Here is a 22,914-nt window from a genome sequence, read left to right as displayed (position 1 = left end):
TGGCCCCTTCCTCGGGAGGGGCTTTCCCGTTTCAGCGTCCTGCTGAAATCGGTGGCTTACCTTTATTGCCGTGCCGCCACTTTACCGCACTCCGGCGCGTTAACGATTTTCACCGATGAGAGTTGCGTAGCGCCTCGCAAAGCGGGCCGCCATTCAGAATAATCCCGACCGTGTTCCATAATTCCTCCATTTTTCTCCCTTCCCTGCTGACTACAATAGAGGGAGCAACATTCCGCAAAACGTTTCAGGATGAGAAACTTATACCGATGAAAGGCAGTAATACTTTCCGTTGGGCAATAGCGATTGGGGTTGTAGTGGCCGCCGCCGCATTCTGGTTCTGGCATAGCCGTAGCGAAAGCCCGACCGCCGCGCCGGGCGTCGCCGCGCAAGCGCCGCATACCGCCGCCGCAGGTCGCCGCGGTATGCGCGACGGCCCTCTGGCGCCGGTACAGGCCGCGACCGCGACCACGCAGGCCGTACCGCGCTATCTGAGCGGGCTGGGTACCGTGACCGCAGCGAATACCGTTACGGTACGTAGCCGCGTGGATGGTCAACTCATCGCCCTGCACTTTCAGGAAGGTCAGCAGGTCAACGCAGGCGATCTGCTGGCGCAAATCGATCCCAGCCAGTTTAAGGTCGCCCTGGCGCAGGCTCAGGGACAGTTGGCGAAAGATAACGCTACGCTGGCGAATGCGCGTCGTGATCTGGCGCGCTATCAACAACTGGCAAAAACCAATCTGGTTTCCCGTCAGGAACTGGATGCGCAACAGGCGCTGGTCAACGAAACCCAGGGAACCATTAAAGCGGATGAAGCCAATGTCGCCAGCGCGCAGTTACAGCTCGACTGGAGTCGTATCACGGCCCCGGTCTCGGGACGCGTGGGTCTGAAACAGGTGGATGTCGGCAACCAGATTTCCAGCAGCGATACCGCAGGTATTGTCGTCATTACGCAAACGCACCCGATTGATCTCATTTTTACTCTGCCGGAAAGCGATATCGCGACCGTGGTTCAGGCGCAGAAAGCGGGGAAAACGCTGGTCGTAGAAGCCTGGGATCGGACTAACTCGCACAAATTGAGCGAAGGTGTGTTGCTCAGTCTGGACAACCAGATTGATCCCACGACGGGAACGATCAAAATTAAAGCGCGCTTTACCAATCAGGACGATACGCTGTTCCCCAATCAATTTGTGAACGCCCGGATGTTGGTCGATACCGAACAAAATGCCGTTGTGGTGCCTGCCGCGGCGGTGCAAATGGGCAATGAGGGCCACTTTGTGTGGGTGCTGAACGACGAAAATAACGTCAGCAAGAAGCGGGTAAAAATCGGTATTCAGAATAACCAAAACGTGGTGATCAGCGCAGGCTTGTCGGCAGGCGATCGCGTCGTTACCGATGGTATTGATCGGCTGACGGAAGGCGCAAAAGTCGAGGTCGTTGAGCCGCAAACCACCGTGGCGGATGAAAAATCCCCTTCCCGCCATGAAGGTCAAAAAGGAGCGCGCGCCTGATGCAGGTATTACCTCCGGGCAGCACGGGCGGCCCTTCGCGTCTGTTTATTCTGCGCCCCGTGGCCACCACTCTGCTGATGGCGGCGATTTTACTCGCCGGGATTATCGGCTATCGCTTCCTGCCCGTCGCCGCTTTGCCGGAGGTCGACTACCCCACTATTCAGGTTGTTACGCTCTACCCTGGCGCCAGCCCGGATGTCATGACCTCCGCCGTCACCGCGCCGCTTGAGCGCCAGTTCGGCCAGATGTCAGGACTGAAGCAGATGTCGTCGCAAAGCTCCGGCGGCGCGTCGGTGGTAACGCTACAGTTTCAGTTGACGCTGCCGCTGGACGTTGCCGAGCAGGAAGTACAGGCGGCGATTAACGCAGCCACCAATTTATTGCCTTCCGACCTGCCGAATCCGCCGATTTATAGCAAAGTCAATCCGGCGGACCCGCCGATTATGACGCTTGCCGTCACCTCAAACGCGATGCCAATGACTCAGGTAGAGGACATGGTAGAAACCCGCGTGGCGCAGAAGATCTCGCAGGTCTCCGGCGTCGGGCTGGTGACGCTTGCCGGCGGGCAGCGCCCTGCGGTGCGTGTAAAACTGAATGCTCAGGCTATCGCCGCGCTCGGTCTGACCAGCGAAACGGTCCGTACCGCAATTACCGGCGCCAACGTCAACTCGGCGAAAGGCAGTCTGGATGGCCCCGAACGGGCGGTGACGCTTTCTGCTAACGATCAGATGCAGTCTGCCGACGAATACCGCAGGCTTATCATCGCGTATCAAAACGGCGCGCCGGTACGGCTGGGCGATGTCGCCACCGTCGAACAGGGGGCGGAAAATAGCTGGCTCGGCGCATGGGCGAATCAAGCGCCGGCTATCGTGATGAACGTTCAACGCCAGCCTGGCGCCAATATCATTGCGACAGCGGACAGCATTCGCCAGATGCTGCCCCAGCTTACCGAAAGCCTGCCGAAATCGGTGAAGGTCACGGTCCTGTCCGATCGCACCACCAATATTCGCGCTTCCGTGCGCGATACCCAGTTTGAACTGATGCTGGCGATCGCGCTGGTCGTCATGATTATCTATCTGTTTTTACGTAACATTCCCGCCACAATTATTCCCGGCGTCGCCGTACCGCTGTCGCTTATCGGCACCTTTGCGGTGATGGTATTTTTGGATTTTTCCATTAATAACCTGACGCTGATGGCGCTCACTATCGCCACGGGTTTCGTGGTGGACGATGCGATTGTGGTGATCGAGAACATCTCGCGCTACATCGAAAAAGGAGAAAAACCGCTGGCGGCGGCGCTCAAAGGCGCGGGCGAAATCGGCTTTACCATTATTTCCCTCACCTTTTCACTGATTGCAGTGCTGATCCCGTTGCTCTTTATGGGCGATATTGTTGGTCGACTGTTCCGCGAATTTGCGGTGACGTTGGCGGTAGCGATTTTAATCTCCGCCGTCGTCTCTTTGACGCTCACGCCCATGATGTGCGCGCGTATGCTCAGCCAGCAGTCTCTGCGTAAACAAAACCGCTTTTCCCGCGCCTGCGAGCGGATGTTTGACCGCGTGATCGCCAGCTATGGACGCGGATTAGCGAAAGTACTCAACCATCCGTGGCTTACATTGAGCGTGGCATTCGCCACGCTCCTGCTCAGCGTTATGCTGTGGATAGTCATCCCGAAAGGGTTCTTTCCGGTACAGGATAACGGCATTATCCAGGGGACGCTGCAGGCGCCGCAATCGTCATCGTATGCCAGTATGGCGCAACGTCAGCGCCAGGTGGCGGAACGGATATTACAGGACCCGGCGGTGCAAAGCCTGACGACTTTTGTTGGCGTAGACGGCGCTAACCCCACGCTGAATAGCGCGCGCCTGCAAATTAACCTCAAGCCGCTGGATGCGCGTGATGACCGCGTGCAGCAGGTGATCTCCCGGCTGCAAACCGCCGTGGCGACGATTCCCGGCGTGGCGCTGTATCTCCAGCCGACGCAGGATTTAACCATCGACACGCAGGTCAGCCGCACGCAGTATCAGTTTACCCTGCAGGCCACGACGCTCGATGCGCTCAGCCACTGGGTGCCAAAACTGCAGAACGCGCTACAGTCGTTACCACAGCTTTCCGAGGTAAGCAGCGACTGGCAAGATCGAGGATTAGCGGCCTGGGTGAATGTCGACCGCGACAGCGCCAGCCGTCTGGGTATCAGCATGGCGGATGTGGATAACGCGCTCTACAACGCGTTCGGACAACGCCTGATTTCAACGATTTATACCCAGGCGAACCAGTACCGCGTCGTGCTGGAACATAATACCGCCAGCACGCCGGGCCTGGCGGCGCTGGAGACGATTCGCCTGACGAGCCGCGACGGCGGCACCGTACCGCTCAGCGCGATTGCCCGCATTGAGCAGCGCTTCGCTCCGCTCTCCATCAATCATTTAGATCAGTTCCCGGTTACGACATTTTCGTTTAACGTGCCGGAGGGCTATTCGCTCGGCGATGCGGTGCAGGTGATTCTCGATACGGAAAAAACGCTCGCCCTGCCAGCGGATATTACAACGCAGTTTCAGGGCAGTACGCTCGCCTTCCAGGCGGCGCTGGGCAGCACCGTCTGGCTTATTGTCGCCGCCGTGGTGGCGATGTATATCGTGCTCGGCGTGCTGTATGAGAGTTTTATCCATCCGATCACGATTCTCTCAACGCTGCCTACGGCGGGCGTCGGCGCGCTGCTGGCGCTGATCATCGCTGGTAGCGAGCTCGATATTATCGCCATTATCGGCATTATTTTGCTGATCGGCATCGTGAAGAAAAACGCCATCATGATGATTGACTTCGCCCTCGCCGCCGAACGCGAACAGGGGATGAGCCCGCGCGACGCTATCTTCCAGGCCTGTCTGCTGCGTTTTCGACCGATTCTGATGACCACGCTGGCGGCGTTGCTCGGGGCATTGCCATTAATGTTGAGTACCGGCGTTGGCGCGGAATTACGTCGCCCGTTGGGGATCGCGATGGTGGGCGGCCTACTGGTCAGCCAGGTATTAACTCTGTTTACCACACCGGTGATTTATCTCCTGTTTGACCGCCTGTCGCTGTACGTGAAAAGTCGCTTTCCGCACCATAAAGAGGAGGCGTAGATGCGCTTTTTCGCCCTTTTCATCTACCGCCCGGTCGCCACCATTTTGATTGCCGCCGCCATTACGCTGTGCGGCATTCTGGGCTTTCGTCTGCTGCCGGTCGCCCCGCTGCCGCAGGTCGATTTCCCGGTGATTATGGTTAGCGCCTCGCTGCCGGGCGCCTCGCCGGAAACCATGGCTTCGTCAGTGGCGACGCCGTTGGAACGCTCTTTGGGACGCATTGCAGGCGTCAATGAAATGACCTCCAGCAGCTCGCTCGGCAGTACGCGCATTATTCTCGAATTTAATTTCGATCGTGATATTAACGGCGCGGCGCGCGACGTGCAGGCCGCCATTAACGCCGCGCAAAGCTTGTTGCCAGGCGGAATGCCCAGCCGCCCGACTTATCGCAAGGCCAACCCGTCCGACGCGCCGATTATGATTTTAACGCTCACCTCGGAGAGCTGGTCACAGGGCAAACTGTATGATTTCGCCTCTACCCAACTGGCGCAAACCATCGCGCAAATTGACGGCGTCGGCGATGTTGACGTCGGCGGCAGCTCCCTGCCCGCAGTACGTGTAGGCTTAAACCCGCAGGCGCTCTTTAACCAGGGCGTCTCGCTGGATGAGGTCCGCGAAGCGATCGACAGCGCCAACGTACGCCGACCGCAAGGCGCAATTGAAGATAGCGTCCACCGCTGGCAAATCCAGACCAACGACGAACTGAAAACCGCCGCCGAATACCAGCCGCTGATTATTCACTATAACAACGGCGCGGCGGTACGCCTGGGCGACGTCGCCAGCGTCACCGACTCGGTGCAGGATGTCCGTAACGCCGGGATGACGAACGCTAAACCCGCTATTTTATTGATGATCCGCAAGCTGCCGGAGGCCAATATTATTCAGACGGTCGACGGCATCCGGGCAAAACTGCCGGAACTACGGGCAATGATCCCCGCCGCTATCGATTTACAAATCGCCCAGGATCGTTCGCCGACGATTCGCGCGTCGCTGCAAGAGGTAGAAGAGACGCTGGCTATCTCTGTCGCGCTGGTGATCCTGGTGGTGTTTTTATTCCTGCGTTCCGGGCGCGCCACGCTAATCCCCGCCGTCGCCGTTCCCGTTTCGCTCATCGGCACCTTCGCCGCCATGTATCTGTGCGGCTTCAGCCTCAACAATCTGTCGCTGATGGCGCTGACTATCGCGACCGGATTTGTCGTTGATGATGCCATTGTGGTGCTGGAAAATATCGCCCGCCATCTGGAGGCGGGAATGAAACCTTTGCAGGCGGCATTACAGGGTACGCGGGAAGTCGGGTTTACGGTCATCTCCATGAGTCTGTCGCTGGTGGCGGTATTTCTGCCGCTGCTGTTAATGGGCGGTCTGCCAGGGCGATTATTACGGGAATTCGCCGTTACCCTCTCGGTGGCGATTGGCATTTCGCTGGTGGTCTCGCTCACGCTGACGCCGATGATGTGCGGCTGGATGCTTAAATCAAGCAAACCGCGCACCCAACCGCGTAAACGGGGCGTTGGCCGTTTGCTGGTCGCCTTGCAACAGGGTTACGGCACGTCGTTAAAATGGGTGCTTAACCATACGCGTCTTGTCGGTGTGGTTTTTCTTGGCACCATTGCGCTGAACATCTGGCTTTATATCGCCATCCCTAAAACATTCTTTCCGGAGCAGGACACCGGCGTGTTGATGGGCGGTATTCAGGCTGACCAGAGCATCTCTTTCCAGGCCATGCGCGGCAAGCTGCAGGATTTTATGAAAATTATTCGCGACGATCCGGCGGTGAATAATGTCACTGGTTTTACCGGCGGCTCGCGGGTGAATAGCGGCATGATGTTTATTACGCTGAAGCCGCGCGGCGAACGCAAAGAGACGGCGCAGCAAGTCATTGATCGACTGCGGGTCAAACTGGCAAAAGAACCCGGCGCCAGGCTGTTTCTGATGGCGGTACAGGATATTCGCGTCGGCGGGCGGCAGGCTAACGCCAGTTATCAATACACATTGCTGTCTGACTCTCTGGCGGCGCTGCGCGAGTGGGAGCCGAAAATACGCAAAGCGCTCTCGGCCCTGCCGCAACTGGCGGACGTAAACTCCGACCAGCAGGATAACGGCGCGGAGATGAACCTTATCTACGACCGCGACACCATGTCACGGCTGGGTATTGATGTTCAGGCCGCAAACAGTCTGTTAAATAATGCTTTCGGCCAGCGGCAAATTTCCACCATTTATCAGCCGATGAACCAGTATAAAGTGGTGATGGAAGTCGATCCGCGCTATAGCCAGGATATCAGCGCGCTGGAGAAAATGTTCGTTATCAACCGTGACGGAAAAGCGATCCCCCTCTCTTATTTCGCCCAATGGCGGCCCGCCAATGCGCCGCTGTCGGTGAACCATCAGGGACTTTCCGCGGCGTCCACGATTGCCTTTAACCTGCCGACCGGCACATCGTTATCGCAGGCGACGGAGGCCATTAATCGCACCATGACGCAGCTTGGCGTCCCCCCGACGGTACGCGGCAGTTTTTCCGGAACGGCGCAAGTCTTCCAGCAGACCATGAATTCACAGCTTGTTTTGATAGTGGCGGCGATCGCTACCGTCTACATTGTGCTGGGGATACTGTACGAAAGCTACGTCCATCCGCTGACCATTCTCTCTACTCTGCCATCGGCAGGCGTTGGGGCGCTTCTGGCGCTGGAGCTCTTCAATGCCCCTTTCAGCCTAATCGCCCTGATAGGGATCATGCTATTAATTGGCATTGTGAAGAAAAACGCCATTATGATGGTCGATTTTGCGCTTGAAGCGCAACGAAGCGGCGGCCTGACGCCGGAACAAGCCATTTTCCAGGCCTGCTTGTTACGCTTCCGTCCAATAATGATGACCACGCTGGCGGCGCTGTTCGGCGCACTGCCATTGGTGTTATCTGGCGGAGACGGTTCGGAATTACGGCAGCCGTTGGGGATAACCATTGTCGGCGGTTTGGTCATGAGCCAGCTCCTGACGCTCTATACCACGCCGGTGGTGTACCTCTTTTTCGATCGTCTGCGGCTGCGTTTTTCGCGTAAAAATAGCAAACCGGTAGTAGAGATATGACAGAACTTCCTGACAACACCCGCTGGCAACTCTGGATTGTGGCATTCGGCTTTTTTATGCAGTCGCTGGATACCACCATCGTCAACACTGCGCTGCCCTCCATGGCGAAAAGCCTGGGGGAAAGCCCGCTGCATATGCACATGGTAGTGGTGTCATATGTTCTTACCGTCGCCGTGATGCTCCCCGCCAGCGGCTGGCTGGCAGACAAAATCGGCGTGCGTAATATTTTCTTTGCCGCCATTGTGCTGTTCACGCTGGGTTCGCTGTTTTGCGCCCTCTCCGGCACGCTTAATCAACTGGTATTAGCGCGGGTTTTACAAGGCGTAGGCGGCGCGATGATGGTGCCGGTCGGACGCCTGACGGTCATGAAAATCGTGCCGCGCGTGCAATATATGGCGGCGATGACCTTCGTCACCCTACCGGGACAGATCGGGCCGTTACTCGGCCCCGCGCTGGGCGGGGTGCTGGTGGAATATGCTTCATGGCACTGGATCTTTCTGATCAATATCCCGGTGGGAATTGTCGGCGCTATGGCGACCTTTATGCTGATGCCAAACTACACCATAGAGACCCGGCGCTTTGATCTGCCGGGGTTCCTGCTGTTAGCTATCGGCATGGCGGTACTCACGCTGGCGCTGGACGGTAGTAAAAGCATGGGGATTTCGCCCTGGACATTAGCCGGACTTGCTGCGGGCGGCGCGGCAGCCATTCTGCTCTATCTCTTCCATGCCAAAAAAAACTCAGGCGCGTTATTCAGCCTGCGATTGTTCCGCACGCCCACGTTTTCACTGGGGTTGCTGGGCAGTTTTGCCGGGCGTATCGGCAGCGGTATGCTGCCGTTTATGACGCCGGTCTTTTTGCAAATTGGTCTTGGTTTTTCACCGTTTCATGCCGGTTTGATGATGATTCCCATGGTGCTGGGCAGCATGGGAATGAAGCGGATTGTAGTGCAGATAGTTAACCGTTTTGGCTATCGTCGGGTTCTGGTGGCGACTACGCTCGGACTGGCATTGGTTAGCCTGTTGTTTATGTCGGTCGCGCTGCTCGGCTGGTATTATCTCCTGCCGCTGGTACTGCTTTTGCAGGGAATGGTGAACTCGGCGCGCTTTTCTTCCATGAACACCTTAACGCTAAAAGACCTTCCCGATACGCTGGCCAGCAGCGGCAATAGCTTATTATCGATGATTATGCAGCTCTCGATGAGTATCGGCGTCACTATTGCCGGAATGCTGCTGGGTATGTTTGGCCAACAGCATATCGGGATAGACAGTAGCGCCACACATCACGTCTTTATGTACACCTGGTTATGTATGGCGGTTATTATCGCGCTACCGGCGATAATTTTTGCCCGCGTGCCGAACGATACACAGCAAAACATGGTCATTTCACGGCGTAAAAGGAGCCTGTAATGAAAGTCTGGCGGCCCGGAATCACCGGCAAGCTGTTTCTGGCGATCTTCGCCACCTGCATCGTGCTGCTGATCAGTATGCATTGGGCCGTGCGCGTCAGTTTTGAACGCGGATTTATTGACTATATCAAACACGGCAACGAGCAGCGGCTACAAATGCTGGGCGATGCGCTGGGCGACCAGTACCAGCAACACGGCAACTGGCGTTTTTTACGCAACAACGATCGCTTCGTTTTCCAGATTCTGCGTTCATTTGAGCATGACAACGACCGGGATAAACCCGGCCCCGGTATGCCGCCGCACGGTTGGCGCACCCAGTTCTGGGTCGTCGATCAAAATGGCCGGGTGCTGGTCGGCCCACGCGGTCCGGTGCCGCATGACGGTACTCGCCGCCCCATTCTGGTCAATGGCGTCGAAGTCGGCGCGATTATCGCCTCGCCTGTCGAGCGGCTGACGCGCAATACGGATATTAATTTTGATATGCAGCAGCGGCGCGCCAGTTGGATGATCGTGGCGTTATCAACGTTGCTGGCCGCGCTGGCGACATTTTTGCTGGCGCGTGGCCTGCTCGCCCCGGTCAAACGGTTGGTCGAGGGTACGCACAGGCTGGCGGCGGGGGATTTTACCACGCGCGTGACCCCAACCAGCGCCGATGAGCTGGGAAAACTGGCGCAGGACTTTAACCAGCTTGCCAGCACGCTGGAAAAAAACCAGCAGATGCGCCGCGACTTTATGGCGGATATTTCCCACGAACTGCGCACGCCGCTGGCGGTATTGCGCGGCGAACTGGAAGCCATTCAGGATGGCGTTCGCCAGTTCACGCCAGAATCGGTTACCTCGCTACAGGCGGAAGTCGGTACGCTTACCAAACTGGTTGACGACCTGCATCAGCTGTCGTTGTCTGACGAGGGCGCGCTGGCTTACCAAAAAACGACCGTCGATCTTGTTCCCCTGTTGGAAGTCGCTGGCGGCGCGTTCAGAGAGCGCTTTACCAGCCGGGGGCTAACGCTACATTACGCGTTGCCGGATAGTATGACCGTCTTCGGCGACCCGGATCGCCTGATGCAACTGTTTAATAATCTACTGGAAAACAGTCTGCGCTACACCGACAGCGGCGGCGGCCTGCATATTTCCGCCGAACAACGCGACAAATCATTATTCCTGACCTTTGCCGATTCTGCACCGGGCGTCAGCGATGAACAGTTACAAAAGCTTTTTGACCGTTTTTACCGCACGGAAGTGTCCCGTAACCGCGCCAGCGGCGGTTCTGGACTGGGGCTGGCAATATGCGTCAATATTGTACACGCGCATAACGGTCATCTTCACGCCGCTCATTCGCCTTTTGGCGGGGTTAGCATTACAGTAGAGTTACCGCTGGATCGCGATTTACAGAGAGAAGTATGACTGAATTACCCATTGATGAAAACACGCCGCGCATTTTGATTGTTGAAGATGAACCCAAGCTGGGACAGCTGCTTATTGACTACTTACGCGCGGCGAGTTACGCCCCCACGCTCATCAATCACGGCGACAAGGTACTGCCGTATGTGCGTCAAACGCCGCCGGATCTGATCCTGCTGGATCTGATGCTGCCGGGTACCGATGGTCTGACGCTATGCCGGGAGATTCGCCGTTTTTCCGACATCCCCATTGTGATGGTCACGGCCAAAATCGAAGAGATCGACCGGCTGCTTGGGCTGGAAATCGGCGCCGATGATTATATCTGTAAGCCTTACAGCCCGCGCGAAGTCGTGGCCCGCGTGAAAACCATTTTGCGCCGCTGTAAACCGCAGCGCGAACTCCAGCAGCAGGATGCCGAAAGCCCGTTAATGATTGATGAAAGCCGCTTTCAGGCCTCCTGGTGTGGTAAAGCGCTGGATTTAACCCCCGCTGAATTCCGCCTGCTAAAAACCTTATCGCTTGAACCGGGTAAAGTTTTTTCCCGCGAGCAGTTGTTAAACCACCTCTACGACGACTACCGTGTGGTGACCGATCGTACTATCGACAGCCACATTAAAAACCTGCGCCGTAAACTGGAATCGCTGGATGCCGAACAGTCATTTATACGCGCGGTGTACGGTGTAGGGTATCGCTGGGAAGCGGATGCGTGTCGCCTGGTATAATGATTATTGGCATAACAATAACAAGGTCGTAAGACGATATTTTCCGCCAACGCTATTCTGGCGGAATTAACACACTGCCCTCTTTCCTTTGGCCGAGCGGTATCCCGAAAACCATGACGAACGCGATCGGGGACAATAAATTATTTGGCCGCTCTTTTTAGTTTACCGATATACTGTGAGTAGTTTTTTAAACTTATTGCGCATTAATTCATTAAGTGAATCTAAAAATACATAAACATAATACCAGCTTAATTATACATGGATTTTTATGACAGAAACGTCATCTCACCGCTATAAACCACGCAATATAATAAATGCGCCAAATGTAAAATCGTCTATTTTTTCCCGGAGCCAACAACGCGGCGACAGCGAAAATATCCAGCGCTGGTTAAGCAACCATTTTTATCGTTGGATCATCGGTGACTTTCCTCATGTTTATCCTGTGCGTTCCGTCGCCGATTATGCCGTTTATTTTAGCGCTGATGCAGAAATCCCCGCCTGGCTGGCGCCAAAGCTGGGTGGCGATGAGCGCTTTTACTACCTTAACGTTCAGCACCCGCAACTTGTGGCAATGGAAAGAGATTTAGTGGAATTTCTTTCGCGTCAGGAAGGAACGCGGCTGGAAACTAAACTGCAGCGCATCAACTGCTTTACCGTGCTGGCAATGCGCGAAGCGGAGCATCAAAAAATGCAGCGCCTGCGTGAACAAGGTTGGTATCCCTCCAACAGCGAGGCGCTAAAACCGGTGATGGCGGTGAATAACGGTGTACTGGTTGAGCTTGATGCAACAAACCCCGGCCTGCGCAGTGAGATGGCGTATGAATCCTGGCATATGCAACACTGCGTCGGAGATTTTGATAATAAAGGCGCGCTTTCCGGCGGCTACGGCGATTACTACGCCCGGCAAATTGAACAACAAAAACTTCGCCTGTTCAGCCTGCGCGACGGCAATAATATTCCCCACGTCACAATAAGCCTGGTGGTTGGTAATAACGGCCTGAGCATTGATCAGATTAAAGGTAAGCAAAATCGCCACCCTATTAAGAAATATGCTAACGATGTTTTATCTCTGTTACGCCATCTGCAACCACTTCCTGAACGCCACGCCGATTGTGAAGGGATGGGAATAGTTTATGAATCGACGCCGGAATATTCAGGTTGGAAATTTATTACTCATATTCATGACCTCAATTTTCTGCTCAATGTGCTGCATGACAATTTTCATTTAATGGAACACTTCCCTACGCCTCCGGTGGCTTTACAGTGGCTGCTGCTGCACAGCGCCCCGGAGGCGCTACGCTACCTTCAGGTTGTTGATCCTAACGTGGCGACGGCTGCGGAAATGCTGTTTCCGCAGCATGAATGGCATCCTACGCTTGCCGGGAAAAACACCAGTAGCAAACCTTTCGAAATTGAAAGCCTGACGCTACAAACCACGCGCTATCTTTCTGCAACCAGGGAGGAGCGCTAATGTTCTGGGTTGTTCTTATTATTGCCGCCCTATTTTTTAGCTGGCGCAACTACAAAAAAAACAAACCGCTGATTGCGGCCCGTATCGCCGAGGAGAAAGAAAAAGATCGCCTGAAGGATCTGCGTCGCGATACCCGACGGCGGCAATGGGCGCTGGCGCTAGCCGATATCCTCGCCCGGCGCAACGGGCTACCGACCAAAGGCGTTGAGCTGGTCTTCAAACTTGACGATGACAAACGCCGCTATCTGGCACAGCAGGTAAAAAAAGAGCTGGGCTTGAGCGAAAACCTCGACGGCGCGGCGTTACGCCACAAGGTCGAGGATATCTTACGCCGCTGGCCTGCGGGCATCGGCAGCTCGCCGCGCACGTTTTATCATCATCTGGCGGCCCAGGGCCAGGTCCGCGACGCGCTGGCTTTCGACTGCATGCGCACCGCCTTTCTGACCCGCTGTATCGCCGGGCTCGGCTGGTGCGACGTACATCAGGCCTGGCTGGTGTTATTACTTAACGCCCAGCGCGCTCAGGACTGTTTTGATTCCTGGGAGGATTACGCCACCGCCTACGTTCGCGCCCGCCGGGTATGGCTCACGCTACGTGACACGCCAACAGCGCTTGCCGGACGGGATTTACAGGAAGCCACCCATTATTTGCAAGACCCGGTCAGCCGCTGGCGACAACTGCCGTGGAATGAATTCAAAATTTTCGAGCCGATTTAAAGGACGCTTTATGGAACAGGATGATCGTCTGCTCAACGCTATGTTTGAGATGTGCAACCACAAAAATCCCCTCAATGACGGGCAACGAGAGTGGCATATTGCCGATATTCCCGGCCTGCTGCGCGAAGAACGCTATGACGAACTGGACGAACGCTACAACCAGGCGCTGACGGAGAGCTTTACCAGCCGCGAAGCGGAAAAGCGCTATTTCTTCGCCTGGAATCAAATGGACAACCCTTTTTACGATATGGACACGCTGGTTGAGGCTGGGCCGCAAGGATTAGCGCTGATCAAAAACTGGCAGCGCGCTCGTCCCCGCTCCACTCACGCCTGGCTTGCCGAGGCGCAATACTGGAATCACCGTGCGTGGCTGTATCGCAGCTATGGCTGGGCGAGAGAAACCACCCGAGCAATGTGGATCTGCGCCGCCGCCTGCAACGAACGGATGGTCATCGCCGCGCTCAATGCTATCGACTGTGAACCGCGCCAGTGGATGGCGGCGGCCCTGACCAGCACCAACTCAAAAGTCTTCGGCCAGCCCGACTGGCTGGTTGAGTTCCTCGTGGGCGCGGATGTTGCCGGGCAGCCATTAATGGAAGATCTGGCTGAATATCATCGCCATTCACCGCAGGAGGTGGACGCGCTGATGGCCCATTCCGGGCTGTCGTTTGCCGACGCGGTTTGCCCAAATTTGCCGCGCCCGTCCGTGCTGCCGGAGTGCAATGACGATGCCGGGCAAAAATACTGGCTCGCCGTCTGCCTGGCTATTTTCCCGACGGCATTTTACGTGCTGGATGAATATATCCCGTTTCGTATGCCACGCTGGAGAGGGTCTCACGAGGAGATCCGCGAATTTCTGGAATCAAGCGTATGCGATCACCTTTCTGCCGCAGAACGTGAACATCTGGAGCTATTGATCTGGTGGGACGATCACCGCGATCTGCGCATCAAAGAGGTTGACTCCCCGGCAGAACAGGAACGTATTATCACCAAAGCCGAAGAGATTAGCCTGCGAGCGCATATTCAGGAATCTCGCCACAACGCGCTGGAGTGGCTGCGGGTCTGCTATAGCGATCTGGACGATAATGACGCGCTCTGGCGAACCCTTCAGCGTTCGATCGTGGAAAAAGTTAAGCTCAACAATTACTTCTCTGATGACACGATAAAGTTCGCCCTGCGCGATTTTCCTGACACCTGGTGGATGTATAACTTTCTCTGTCAGAATGCGCAGCAAACGGAATTCGCAGTGCCGAAAATCCGTCGTGGCTACTTTCAGTACGCCGGGTTATTGGGTTTCGAAAAGGATGAGGCGCAAGGCCTCGCCTGGCTCGATAGCGTCGCCGACATTCAATATAACCATAACTGGCGGGCGGCGATTAAAAATTTCAACTGGTTCGGGCTCCCGGAACATTTCGTGCCGCTGGCAGAGCTGGGCGCACAAAGAAATATACCCGCCGCGCTAAACCTGCTGGGCCTTGAACACAATAATAAAGAGAACAACGGCCTACTACCTTACGATCCTGCCATCGCGTTAGGGTATTTTCAGCGCGCGGCGGAGATTTTGCACCGGCAGTTAGCGCTGCGCGAGAGCACCCCGTACAAATTAATAGATAACGGAGGCTATACCGACTATGAAAATGACCTGCAAAATATTCATTTCAGCATTGGCATCTGCAACCAGCGTCTGAGTAAACAAGAACCTGATACCGAAAAACGTTCCGCTTATGAAAAAGAACTACTCGATAATCTCTGGCTGGCGCATCAGTTCGGGCATAAAGAGGCCTGGGGCTTGTTCCTGCTGAATATTTTTGAAGTGAAGGATATTACGCTGGCGCATAAGCATCTGGAACTGGTGCAACAAGAGGCCAACAAAGGCACGCTACATGCTATGGTGACCCTATCGCGCCTGCACGGTAATAAACACGATCGAACGCTGTTTAATATGAAGCTAAGCGCACGCTGGGCGCATTTTGCCTTCACGCTTTACCCGGATAATGAAATCGTTATGGACTGCCTGGACCACCTGCATTTCGATTCTTTCTGGAAACGCTTTCGTTTCGCCTGGTATACCGTCCGCATCCCGAATTCAGAGCTGCCGGGACAGGTCAACTCAATGGTGTAATGGAGTGATAATACAAAGAAAATCTCTATTTCTTTGCGCCCTGCTTCTACTCTGCGCCACCGCCAGGGCTGAAATTACGGAGCAGCAGATCGAGGCCGACTGCGCAAAAATTCCAGTTTTGGCCAGCCAGGGCGAACAGCTTTACAAGACCCAAAAATATGCCAAAGCGCGCGACGCTTTTGAACAGCAGGCCGCATGGAGCGAAAGCTGCGCCCTTGATGACAACGCCATCGCGACGGCCTACAACAACGTGGCGCTAACCTGGATACACGAAGGCGAGTGGCGTAAAGCCCGCGCCTGGCTAATGCTAAGGCCGAATGATAGCAAGTCGATCTACAACCTGAAACTTATCAAAGATAAGCTATCGGCCCTACCGCCACCGGTTTTTGCGGCGGGTGAATACTGGCGCTATGCCGGACGCGCCTCCTGGAACGTGCTTAACGTGAAGGCATTACCCACCCCATCACGCTATCAGGTTAATTTTCAGGGTTACTGGTTCGGTTTAATGGGGATCTACTTCGGCCCCAATATCGGCGAGTTCTCCGCAACGGTAACGCTGGAAAACGATAAAGCCATCGTGGCGCTTCGGGAAGGCGATGACATTCACTGTGACATTTCACTGGCTTTTTCTTCTGAAACCATTGATGCCAGCACCGATACGTTTGTGGACTGCGGTTTTGGCGCAAATGTCTGCGCCGACGGGCACTATTTGCGCGTTGAATAAATCTGGCGCGGAAACTGAAATTTTATGATTAACCTGAGTTCAGTTGAAATTAACAATCTATTTATAATTCTCATAACGTTCCTCATTCTTTCCTGCTATCCATATTAACTTAACACCTCCATTACAATTATTAATGTCGTAAGCATGATATATTTAACGCTCGCTTCTTTTTTTTACCCTGTGATACTTCATTTCTGGATATCAATTTGAACCGACCATTTTCCATTTGATATTGTTCCTTTATATAAATCTGAGGCGCCTGATCTTTAAACTTTATAGTTACAAGCTGACCATCTTTGCTGTCTTCATACCACCTATATATAACATAACTATCAATGCTTATTGTGTAATCCTGGCGGATGACAAAATCAGAAAAACGCACGATATCTTCATAAGCAAAAAAGCTACTAAGCAATAAAGCATCCACCAGGTTTCCTTTTGCATCGTAACTATTTATTTGTACATTAAGTAATAAGGTATCAGACTCTCCAATTTTATTATAAATTATCAATTTGTAAGTATTACCATCATGTTCAAAGTACCCTAATTCATAATAACGGACACCATCACCAATATACGGAGAAAGAAAATTCTCACCTTTTACCGGCACCTTAATTTCCTGTTGATTAAATAAGTTAGTTTTCTCTTTATATTCACCTGGTAATTTTAACTCCATTACATTATCATCGGAATTAATATCTTTATAATAACAAGCCAATTGTGCAAACTGCGTAGAATCAACAGGTAGAAGCAACGCCTTACTCTTTTGATTATTACAACCAACACTTGTTAAAATGATGCTAAGCAACATTACCGAACGCAGGAAATATAAAGAAAAAGTTAATCTATAATTATTCATAATCGGCATTAATATTGGGTTATATGTTGAAAACTATATAATAAAATATTGTCATCATGCATTATTGTATTTTTCAATTAAAAACTCATGATATGATTGCTAAATAAGCGTCAATTATTAAGATGTGCAGATGACGGTGTTGATACCAATTTTTAGCGTTTTTGCTGTATCGCGCACGTCAGCACCATTAAAGGCCATATCAACAATGTGTTCTTTGACGCCGGGCTTACGGCTTCACAGGTATAAGACAACTGGAAAACGCGTCTACATGGCCGGCAACGAAAGCGCTCGTGCCGGGAAGAACTACGACCATGACGATAAATTTCATCTGAATGGCAACAGTAACCATAGAAAACCTAAAATAACAGGACATACTATAAATTCTATCGATTGAAGGCATTACCCCTGTATCCTCCACAAAACGTTGCCCCGGAGGATGGAGCTCGTTTACAAAACACCACATTATTCACACTTTATTCTTTCTGTACTATTTAAAGAACTTCCAAACTCATAAAAATCGTTCATATTAGTGATATAATCATGATAATTATCATCATTTAATTCACGTTCCTTCTGCATAACCAACGAAAACAATTCGCTGTCAGACTTAACATCATAGCAACCATGAACTGACATCACAGATAACAAATATATAATTGTCATTTTTTCAAAAGAACTATTTGTGGTTGAAAGTTTGTCTCTCAATAGAGGAATAGCCTTCGATCCCATAGGGGCAATACCATCAGCCATCCATAATGGATATGGTCTTTTAGCACGCGTACCATAATAATAAAAATCATACCTTTTATCTAAAGGCAATCCCTTCATATACACCAAAACATCCTGGATAGAGTGCCCGTTGAGGGTACTCCTGACATATTCAGGAATAGAAGACTGGCAAGCTGTTATCGCCGCAACGAATGATATGACCATAATTATAGAGAAAAATTTTTTTGACATAAATTATCACCTGCATCAGTTATTTTTTTCATATCAGATTTTATTTTATCCCCTGTCGCATAGGCATCCTTTTCAAAACCAATATTTCAAAGTCAGAAAAAATGCACGGCACGATAAGAACATTAGCTGGTATCTGACAATCAATCACTATCAATAAATTTGCGTCATTACCGGATTCTACATATTTAAATAAATACCATCATGACTTCCCAAAATTCCTCCAAGCCAGAGCATGTTCCTTAGATTTTACTCCCAACAACCCCTCTATTTCCCCCCATAAATGTTGATTGGCGTCTGTCGATGTAACTATTGCCTCAACAAGACCTGTTGCTATGGCAGTGGCTAATTCATCATTATCTGAAGCCATCCCATCTTCAATATATTTAAACAATAACTCTTTTTTAACACAATCAAGTTCAGAAAATATCGCTACCAAAGACTTACCAATCTGCGAAAATAGCATAATCAACGGTGACTCATCAGGAATCCAATACTCATTAACGGACCCAATTGTTTCTGATATAGAGTCCGAAAAAGAACTAAATTTATCCACATAGTCAGCAATAATTTTATCCATTACTCTCCCCTTAAAGCTCGCTGTAAATCTTTCAATATATTCTCTGCCGCCGACCTTCTCACCAGTAGACAATTCATAAAGCACAGCATCCGCAGTGCTTCTGCAAATAGACCCGTTTTAGTTCAATGCATTTTTTTAAGATCCCGGCCAAATTGACCCTGGTTGAGTTGTATCCATTTCTTGTTTGGACCAACATACCCTCCCCCCCAAGGCTCTACTTTTCCATCAGAATATGGTCACAGTGGCAAAGATGGAGTTTTCTCTCCGGCTCATGGTGTGGCTCCAGTTGCCCCGTCATCTGCTCCGGCGTCAGCCCGTCCCTCTTGACTAAAATTTACACAATTCATTGATAATAAAAAATATTTAAATCATAGCTAATTCTTTAATTTTTTCAGTTCTTGTAGCTTGTTTTGAGCACCTATATCACCATTTTTTGAAGCCAATCCCATCCAATAAATAGCTTTGTTCAAATCATAATACTTTGAAAAGTCAGGGTTTGTATTGGATAAATAAATACCATAATTATATTGAGCTATGATATTTCCTTGAGATGCAGATATCTCCAAATACCTTAATTGTTCGTCAATGTTATTTATGGTGAAGCAATAATATTGATATAATCGAAATGATGCTTCCGAGTCTCCATCTTTCGATTTGTTTTCAAGCTCGAATTTTTGCTCATCCGTTAGATTATAGATGGTGGAAGTGGATTCCGACCTCCATTTATTACCGTCTTTAGACTTAGTCATTTTGCCACCAAATGTGTAAAATGATACTATTAACATTATAAATACAATAACAAATCGCATTTATTTCCTCATCATATAAATTTATTTTATATCTCCTGGTTTCTGAAGCGTTCCAGTGGTCGTTGATACGGGTTTAATCCCTCCATAAGCCCTATCGGGTCCTGTATGATATTCCTCCTTTGCAGCAAATCATACCATCGACATCAGTTGTAATCTCGACACCAGATAATTTTATATCTCATTAGCAGTAGCACAGACAGACTATTATTCACAAACATTTTCTTTTATTTTTTTTATCGATTCATTAATTTTGTCTATAATACGTTCATCTCTAAATTCATTTAATAGTTCATTTAGAATAGGAAGTAATTCTTTACTCCCGGCATTCCCGGCTGCAATAATAATTTCATCAAAAATCACATCTTTCTTAAGTTCTTTAATTATGGTTTCCAGAACACGTTCATCCTTTCTCTCTGCCAGACCTGATATAACCTCAATTCTTATATCATCATTCGTATCCAATAACATCCCCACAAACTCCTCTCTGATATCCTCGGTGTCATATTGATTGAAATTTATAGAAAATGCAGCCCAATTCTTCACGTCGCTATTATTATCACGAAGTAAACATAGCAATAAAGGTATTGTCGAGTTATCATTAATATTTGATAGTGCTGCTGCAATTGCACATCGAACATTTGCCGATTTATCATGAATTACTTTAGTGCATAAATTAATAAATTCCTTTTCGAAATGTTTGTCTTTTTTACAAAAATACCCTAACGCATTGATAATAGAGGCTCTTATCAAGACTGATTTATTGAGTTGGAACATGTTTTCTAAAAAACAAAAAGATTTTCGCAGTTTCTCATATGACATGGTCATTTGACTTAAAATAGTAACTCCAATTTTCTTTTTATAGTTATCCCTGGAATGACAAAGATTCATGGATAAATTAAAAACATCGTCTCCACTTAATATTTGCAGGCAAAATATAGCAGCATTTCTTTTTAAGGGGTCATTATCATACAAAATAGGAGTGAGTTGTTCTATTGTGTAGTTTTTATACTTTTCATATAGAAAAATCTCTCTTCTTTCTTTTTTTTGTTTGTATTTTTCAATAACTTTCATAACGATTATCACTTGGTAATTTTATCTTTGGATTGCCGTGTATGTTTGCATCCCCATGCCTTCATGGTGTACTTGTCTCCAGTGCAGTAAATCTACCATCTGCAATTAACTCTTCGAGCATCTCACATCGGCCAGGTTTCTTACCTGTACTTTGCCCTCGCTCACTTATTAATGAATCAACCAGCTTCTGTATTCCTGTGTTAGCTTGATTAGGCGCGGGTGAGTATGAACGGCAGCGGGCCGGGCGGCGTGAAGTCGATCTCACCCGGCAGCACCTTCGCCCCCGGCAGCGGGTTTACCGGCTCGCCGGACGTCATTCCGCCCGGACATACCGAGCACGCCACGCCTGTCGGCGCGCCTATCAGCCCCCCGCAGCCCCTGGACTATCGGGCCACCTTCTGCTGTCATATCATTCTGGCGCGCCGCTGGTTTTCCGCTCATCACTCAATTCCTTTTATTATTTAATTTGATGTGAGGAATAAGGTATGTACGTATTTATCACTTGTAATACTCCTCGTTTTTTATCATTTTCCCCACCAAACAAAACCATTGAACATATCCACCAAATAAAAACCACCCCCATATTGCCACTGTCAAAACATATTCACTGTGAATGGTTGTAAAAATAAAACCAAAAGACAATAAAAATAAAAACAAAACAATAGCAAATATTATTCCTGTCGGAAATGATATTATTACCATCCCATACATCATAATACTATTCAGTTCACTTATATCGTAATTTGAATCTAACTGAGAAAGTCTAAGTAAAGAAACACATAATATAGAGATTGACATTGTTATCCAGATCATTTTTATACTTCTAATAAAGTGTTTCATTATAACACTCCAGTTAAAATAAATCTCATAAGCCGTCCTGCATTATTCCCGGAACATTTCATCTGACATGTTTTTAAAGTATCATTAGACCAATCCTGACAATTATTGACCAATCCAAATTTCATCGGGAACATCCAGTCGGGTAATACGGTATAAAAAGGCCTTGCTCCTTTAAGTTTTTCTTTTAGGCAGCTTTCAATACAATCATTATCTGGTTCGACCGATTCGCACCGGCTAGCACCTTCTCTCGTATCGTTGCTCGCTTTTCCTGGCCCTAACATTCCATCAGTTGGCCATTCTCCTCGTTGATCCTGACCACCACAAACATATCCATTTTCCCCGTCAGGAACACAAAGATATTGATGATATAAAGGATTACCCCATATATCAGGGCCACTTTTTTCACCCGTACCTCCTAGTGAATGCAATGGTTTAGTACATTTTAGTGTTTCCAATCCTAATGGATCTATATCTGTGACCGGATTCAGCGGATATTTATAAAGGTTTCATCCCCCGGCTAATCCGATAGGATCCTGCGTGATATATATTCCCTGTCCCGGATTGTAATAACGATTCCGGTTGTAATACAGCCCCGACTCCTCATCGTATTGCTGCTCCGGCAGCCGTATCACCTGCTCCAGTTGCTCAGGGTTTTCCTCACCCGACAGGTTTTCCCATTCATTAAACGCTACTAACTTATACAATACTTCTATTAACGCTGATTAACATCTGCGATAGTCTCTAATAACCACGATAATATAGGTGGTTTTTACCTACTGGTCACGATGCAAGCCTCTACTGGCTCTCCTCGTTTGCTGCGTTTTTTCATCACGTAAGTTTTCGATAAGAGCATCGACATCACGATCAAAGTGTGATGACTTTTTTATATATCGAATGATATCTTCCGATAAAAATTGGTCGGGATCAATAAGTGCCAACCTAACTAATTTCATCAATTCATCTTTAGATGGTTTCTTCTTTAACCACCAATGAAACGCGCCATTCCGATCATGTTCCGAACTATCCTCATGACCAACCTCATATCCATTAAGTTGTTTTAAAAACAATAAATCAGGATACATATCAAGGTCTAACCACTCCATTGGAAAAGACATTAATGTTATAAACTCTATTTTGTTCATAAACCACCTTATTAAACAGGATCCGCACCAGTATATTGAATTTCTCCACCTAACCTTTCGAATATCTCACACATCGACACATCCCCACGCAAACACCCTTCTCAAGCAGCCCCCATTGATATATATTGTAATAGTAAAAGGTCAGCACTTAATAACTTACCAAATTTAAAAATCATCTTCTGCCTGGCAGATAGAATTTTCTTACTTGCATCAGATAGTTTTCTACAAAATGAGCTTTGTTCCTTTGTCATTTTAGTTGAATCAGCTTCAGAAAGAGATTTCCATGTATCGGTACTTACACGAGGACCATCATTTTTCCCTAAGTGAATATGATCTGGAGCATGGTCAGGCCGAAATCTGTGGCCTCTGGGCCAGGGTTCG

At 50.0% G+C, this 22,914-nt stretch carries 19 protein-coding genes and 3 pseudogenes; 10 read left to right on the top strand and 12 right to left on the bottom strand.

Annotation, left to right across the window (positions count from 1 at the left end):
- Positions 1-266 precede the first annotated feature (266 nt).
- The 10 genes from mdtA to NA986_RS00590 all read left to right on the top strand — a co-directional run bounded on the left by mdtA (position 267) and on the right by NA986_RS00590 (position 16,275).
- Positions 267-1,508, top strand: coding sequence for a multidrug efflux RND transporter subunit MdtA (mdtA, locus tag NA986_RS00635; RefSeq protein WP_023181959.1), 1,242 nt, complete (start codon positions 267-269; stop codon positions 1,506-1,508).
- Positions 1,508-4,630: a multidrug efflux RND transporter permease subunit MdtB gene (gene mdtB, locus NA986_RS00630; protein WP_070793938.1), complete on the top strand. Its 3,123-nt coding sequence runs from the start codon at positions 1,508-1,510 to the stop codon at positions 4,628-4,630. Before mdtA ends, mdtB begins: the two co-directional genes overlap by 1 nt.
- Positions 4,631-7,711, top strand: a complete 3,081-nt coding sequence (gene mdtC, locus NA986_RS00625; protein WP_023216354.1) for a multidrug efflux RND transporter permease subunit MdtC — start codon at positions 4,631-4,633, stop codon at positions 7,709-7,711.
- On the top strand, positions 7,708-9,120 hold the full coding sequence (locus NA986_RS00620; RefSeq protein ID WP_023216353.1) for an MFS transporter: 1,413 nt from the start codon (positions 7,708-7,710) through the stop codon (positions 9,118-9,120). The genes mdtC and NA986_RS00620 overlap by 4 nt, the downstream gene beginning before the upstream one ends.
- The gene (baeS, locus tag NA986_RS00615) at positions 9,120-10,523 is read left to right on the top strand and encodes a two-component system sensor histidine kinase BaeS (RefSeq protein ID WP_000870081.1); all 1,404 of its coding nucleotides are present in this window, start codon (positions 9,120-9,122) and stop codon (positions 10,521-10,523) included. Before NA986_RS00620 ends, baeS begins: the two co-directional genes overlap by 1 nt.
- Positions 10,520-11,242, top strand: a complete 723-nt coding sequence (gene baeR / locus NA986_RS00610) for a two-component system response regulator BaeR (RefSeq protein ID WP_000137854.1) — start codon at positions 10,520-10,522, stop codon at positions 11,240-11,242. Before baeS ends, baeR begins: the two co-directional genes overlap by 4 nt.
- Positions 11,243-11,510: 268 nt before the next feature.
- The gene (locus tag NA986_RS00605) at positions 11,511-12,713 is read left to right on the top strand and encodes a hypothetical protein (protein WP_023216352.1); all 1,203 of its coding nucleotides are present in this window, start codon (positions 11,511-11,513) and stop codon (positions 12,711-12,713) included.
- On the top strand, positions 12,713-13,429 hold the full coding sequence (locus NA986_RS00600) for a DUF1266 domain-containing protein (RefSeq protein WP_001650029.1): 717 nt from the start codon (positions 12,713-12,715) through the stop codon (positions 13,427-13,429). Before NA986_RS00605 ends, NA986_RS00600 begins: the two co-directional genes overlap by 1 nt.
- Before the next feature lie 10 nt (positions 13,430-13,439).
- On the top strand, positions 13,440-15,551 hold the full coding sequence (locus NA986_RS00595) for a DUF4034 domain-containing protein (RefSeq protein ID WP_070793937.1): 2,112 nt from the start codon (positions 13,440-13,442) through the stop codon (positions 15,549-15,551).
- A 4-nt stretch (positions 15,552-15,555) separates the two neighbouring features.
- The gene (locus tag NA986_RS00590; RefSeq protein ID WP_023216350.1) at positions 15,556-16,275 is read left to right on the top strand and encodes a hypothetical protein; all 720 of its coding nucleotides are present in this window, start codon (positions 15,556-15,558) and stop codon (positions 16,273-16,275) included.
- Positions 16,276-16,405: 130 nt separating this feature from the next.
- Here the strand turns inward: NA986_RS00590 and NA986_RS00585 are convergent, their stop codons facing one another.
- From NA986_RS00585 to NA986_RS00530, 12 genes and pseudogenes are all read right to left on the bottom strand, one after another.
- Positions 16,406-17,143 (bottom strand): hypothetical protein, encoded by a 738-nt coding sequence (locus NA986_RS00585; protein ID WP_024147185.1) that lies wholly within the window; start codon positions 17,141-17,143, stop codon positions 16,406-16,408.
- 114 nt (positions 17,144-17,257) lie between these two features.
- Positions 17,258-17,457, bottom strand: a pseudogene (locus NA986_RS00580) (IS1-like element transposase); the annotation flags it as partial.
- 139 nt (positions 17,458-17,596) lie between these two features.
- Positions 17,597-18,094, bottom strand: coding sequence for a hypothetical protein (locus tag NA986_RS00575; RefSeq protein ID WP_000037400.1), 498 nt, complete (start codon positions 18,092-18,094; stop codon positions 17,597-17,599).
- A gap of 199 nt (positions 18,095-18,293) precedes the next feature.
- On the bottom strand, positions 18,294-18,671 hold the full coding sequence (locus NA986_RS00570) for a hypothetical protein (protein ID WP_000357798.1): 378 nt from the start codon (positions 18,669-18,671) through the stop codon (positions 18,294-18,296).
- A 374-nt stretch (positions 18,672-19,045) separates the two neighbouring features.
- Positions 19,046-19,480: a sel1 repeat family protein gene (locus NA986_RS00565; RefSeq protein WP_001213036.1), complete on the bottom strand. Its 435-nt coding sequence runs from the start codon at positions 19,478-19,480 to the stop codon at positions 19,046-19,048.
- Between the two features lie 204 nt (positions 19,481-19,684).
- Positions 19,685-20,551, bottom strand: coding sequence for a HEAT repeat domain-containing protein (locus NA986_RS00560; protein WP_000864148.1), 867 nt, complete (start codon positions 20,549-20,551; stop codon positions 19,685-19,687).
- A gap of 61 nt (positions 20,552-20,612) precedes the next feature.
- Entirely contained in the window at positions 20,613-20,816 is a 204-nt protein-coding gene (locus tag NA986_RS00555; RefSeq protein WP_071785869.1) for a polymorphic toxin type 34 domain-containing protein, read from the bottom strand.
- Positions 20,767-20,992: pseudogene (locus tag NA986_RS00550) on the bottom strand (type IV secretion protein Rhs); the annotation flags it as partial. The pseudogene NA986_RS00550 and the gene NA986_RS00555, both read right to left, overlap by 50 nt.
- 57 nt (positions 20,993-21,049) lie before the next feature.
- Positions 21,050-21,391: a hypothetical protein gene (locus NA986_RS00545; RefSeq protein ID WP_023206616.1), complete on the bottom strand. Its 342-nt coding sequence runs from the start codon at positions 21,389-21,391 to the stop codon at positions 21,050-21,052.
- Complete coding sequence (locus NA986_RS00540) at positions 21,391-21,846, bottom strand: hypothetical protein (protein WP_179121697.1); 456 nt, start codon at positions 21,844-21,846, stop codon at positions 21,391-21,393. The genes NA986_RS00545 and NA986_RS00540 overlap by 1 nt, the downstream gene beginning before the upstream one ends.
- A 54-nt stretch (positions 21,847-21,900) precedes the next feature.
- A pseudogene (locus NA986_RS00535) lies at positions 21,901-22,077 on the bottom strand (RHS repeat-associated core domain-containing protein); the annotation flags it as partial.
- 87 nt (positions 22,078-22,164) lie between these two features.
- A complete protein-coding gene (locus NA986_RS00530; protein ID WP_023216344.1) occupies positions 22,165-22,533 on the bottom strand; it encodes a hypothetical protein in 369 nt (122 codons plus the stop codon).
- Positions 22,534-22,914: the final 381 nt, after the last annotated feature.

This window comes from Salmonella sp. NW177, from assembly GCF_051811585.1.
GTDB classification, from domain to species: Bacteria; Pseudomonadota; Gammaproteobacteria; order Enterobacterales; family Enterobacteriaceae; genus Salmonella; species Salmonella enterica.
This window is presented reverse-complemented; position numbering and strand designations above follow the sequence as displayed.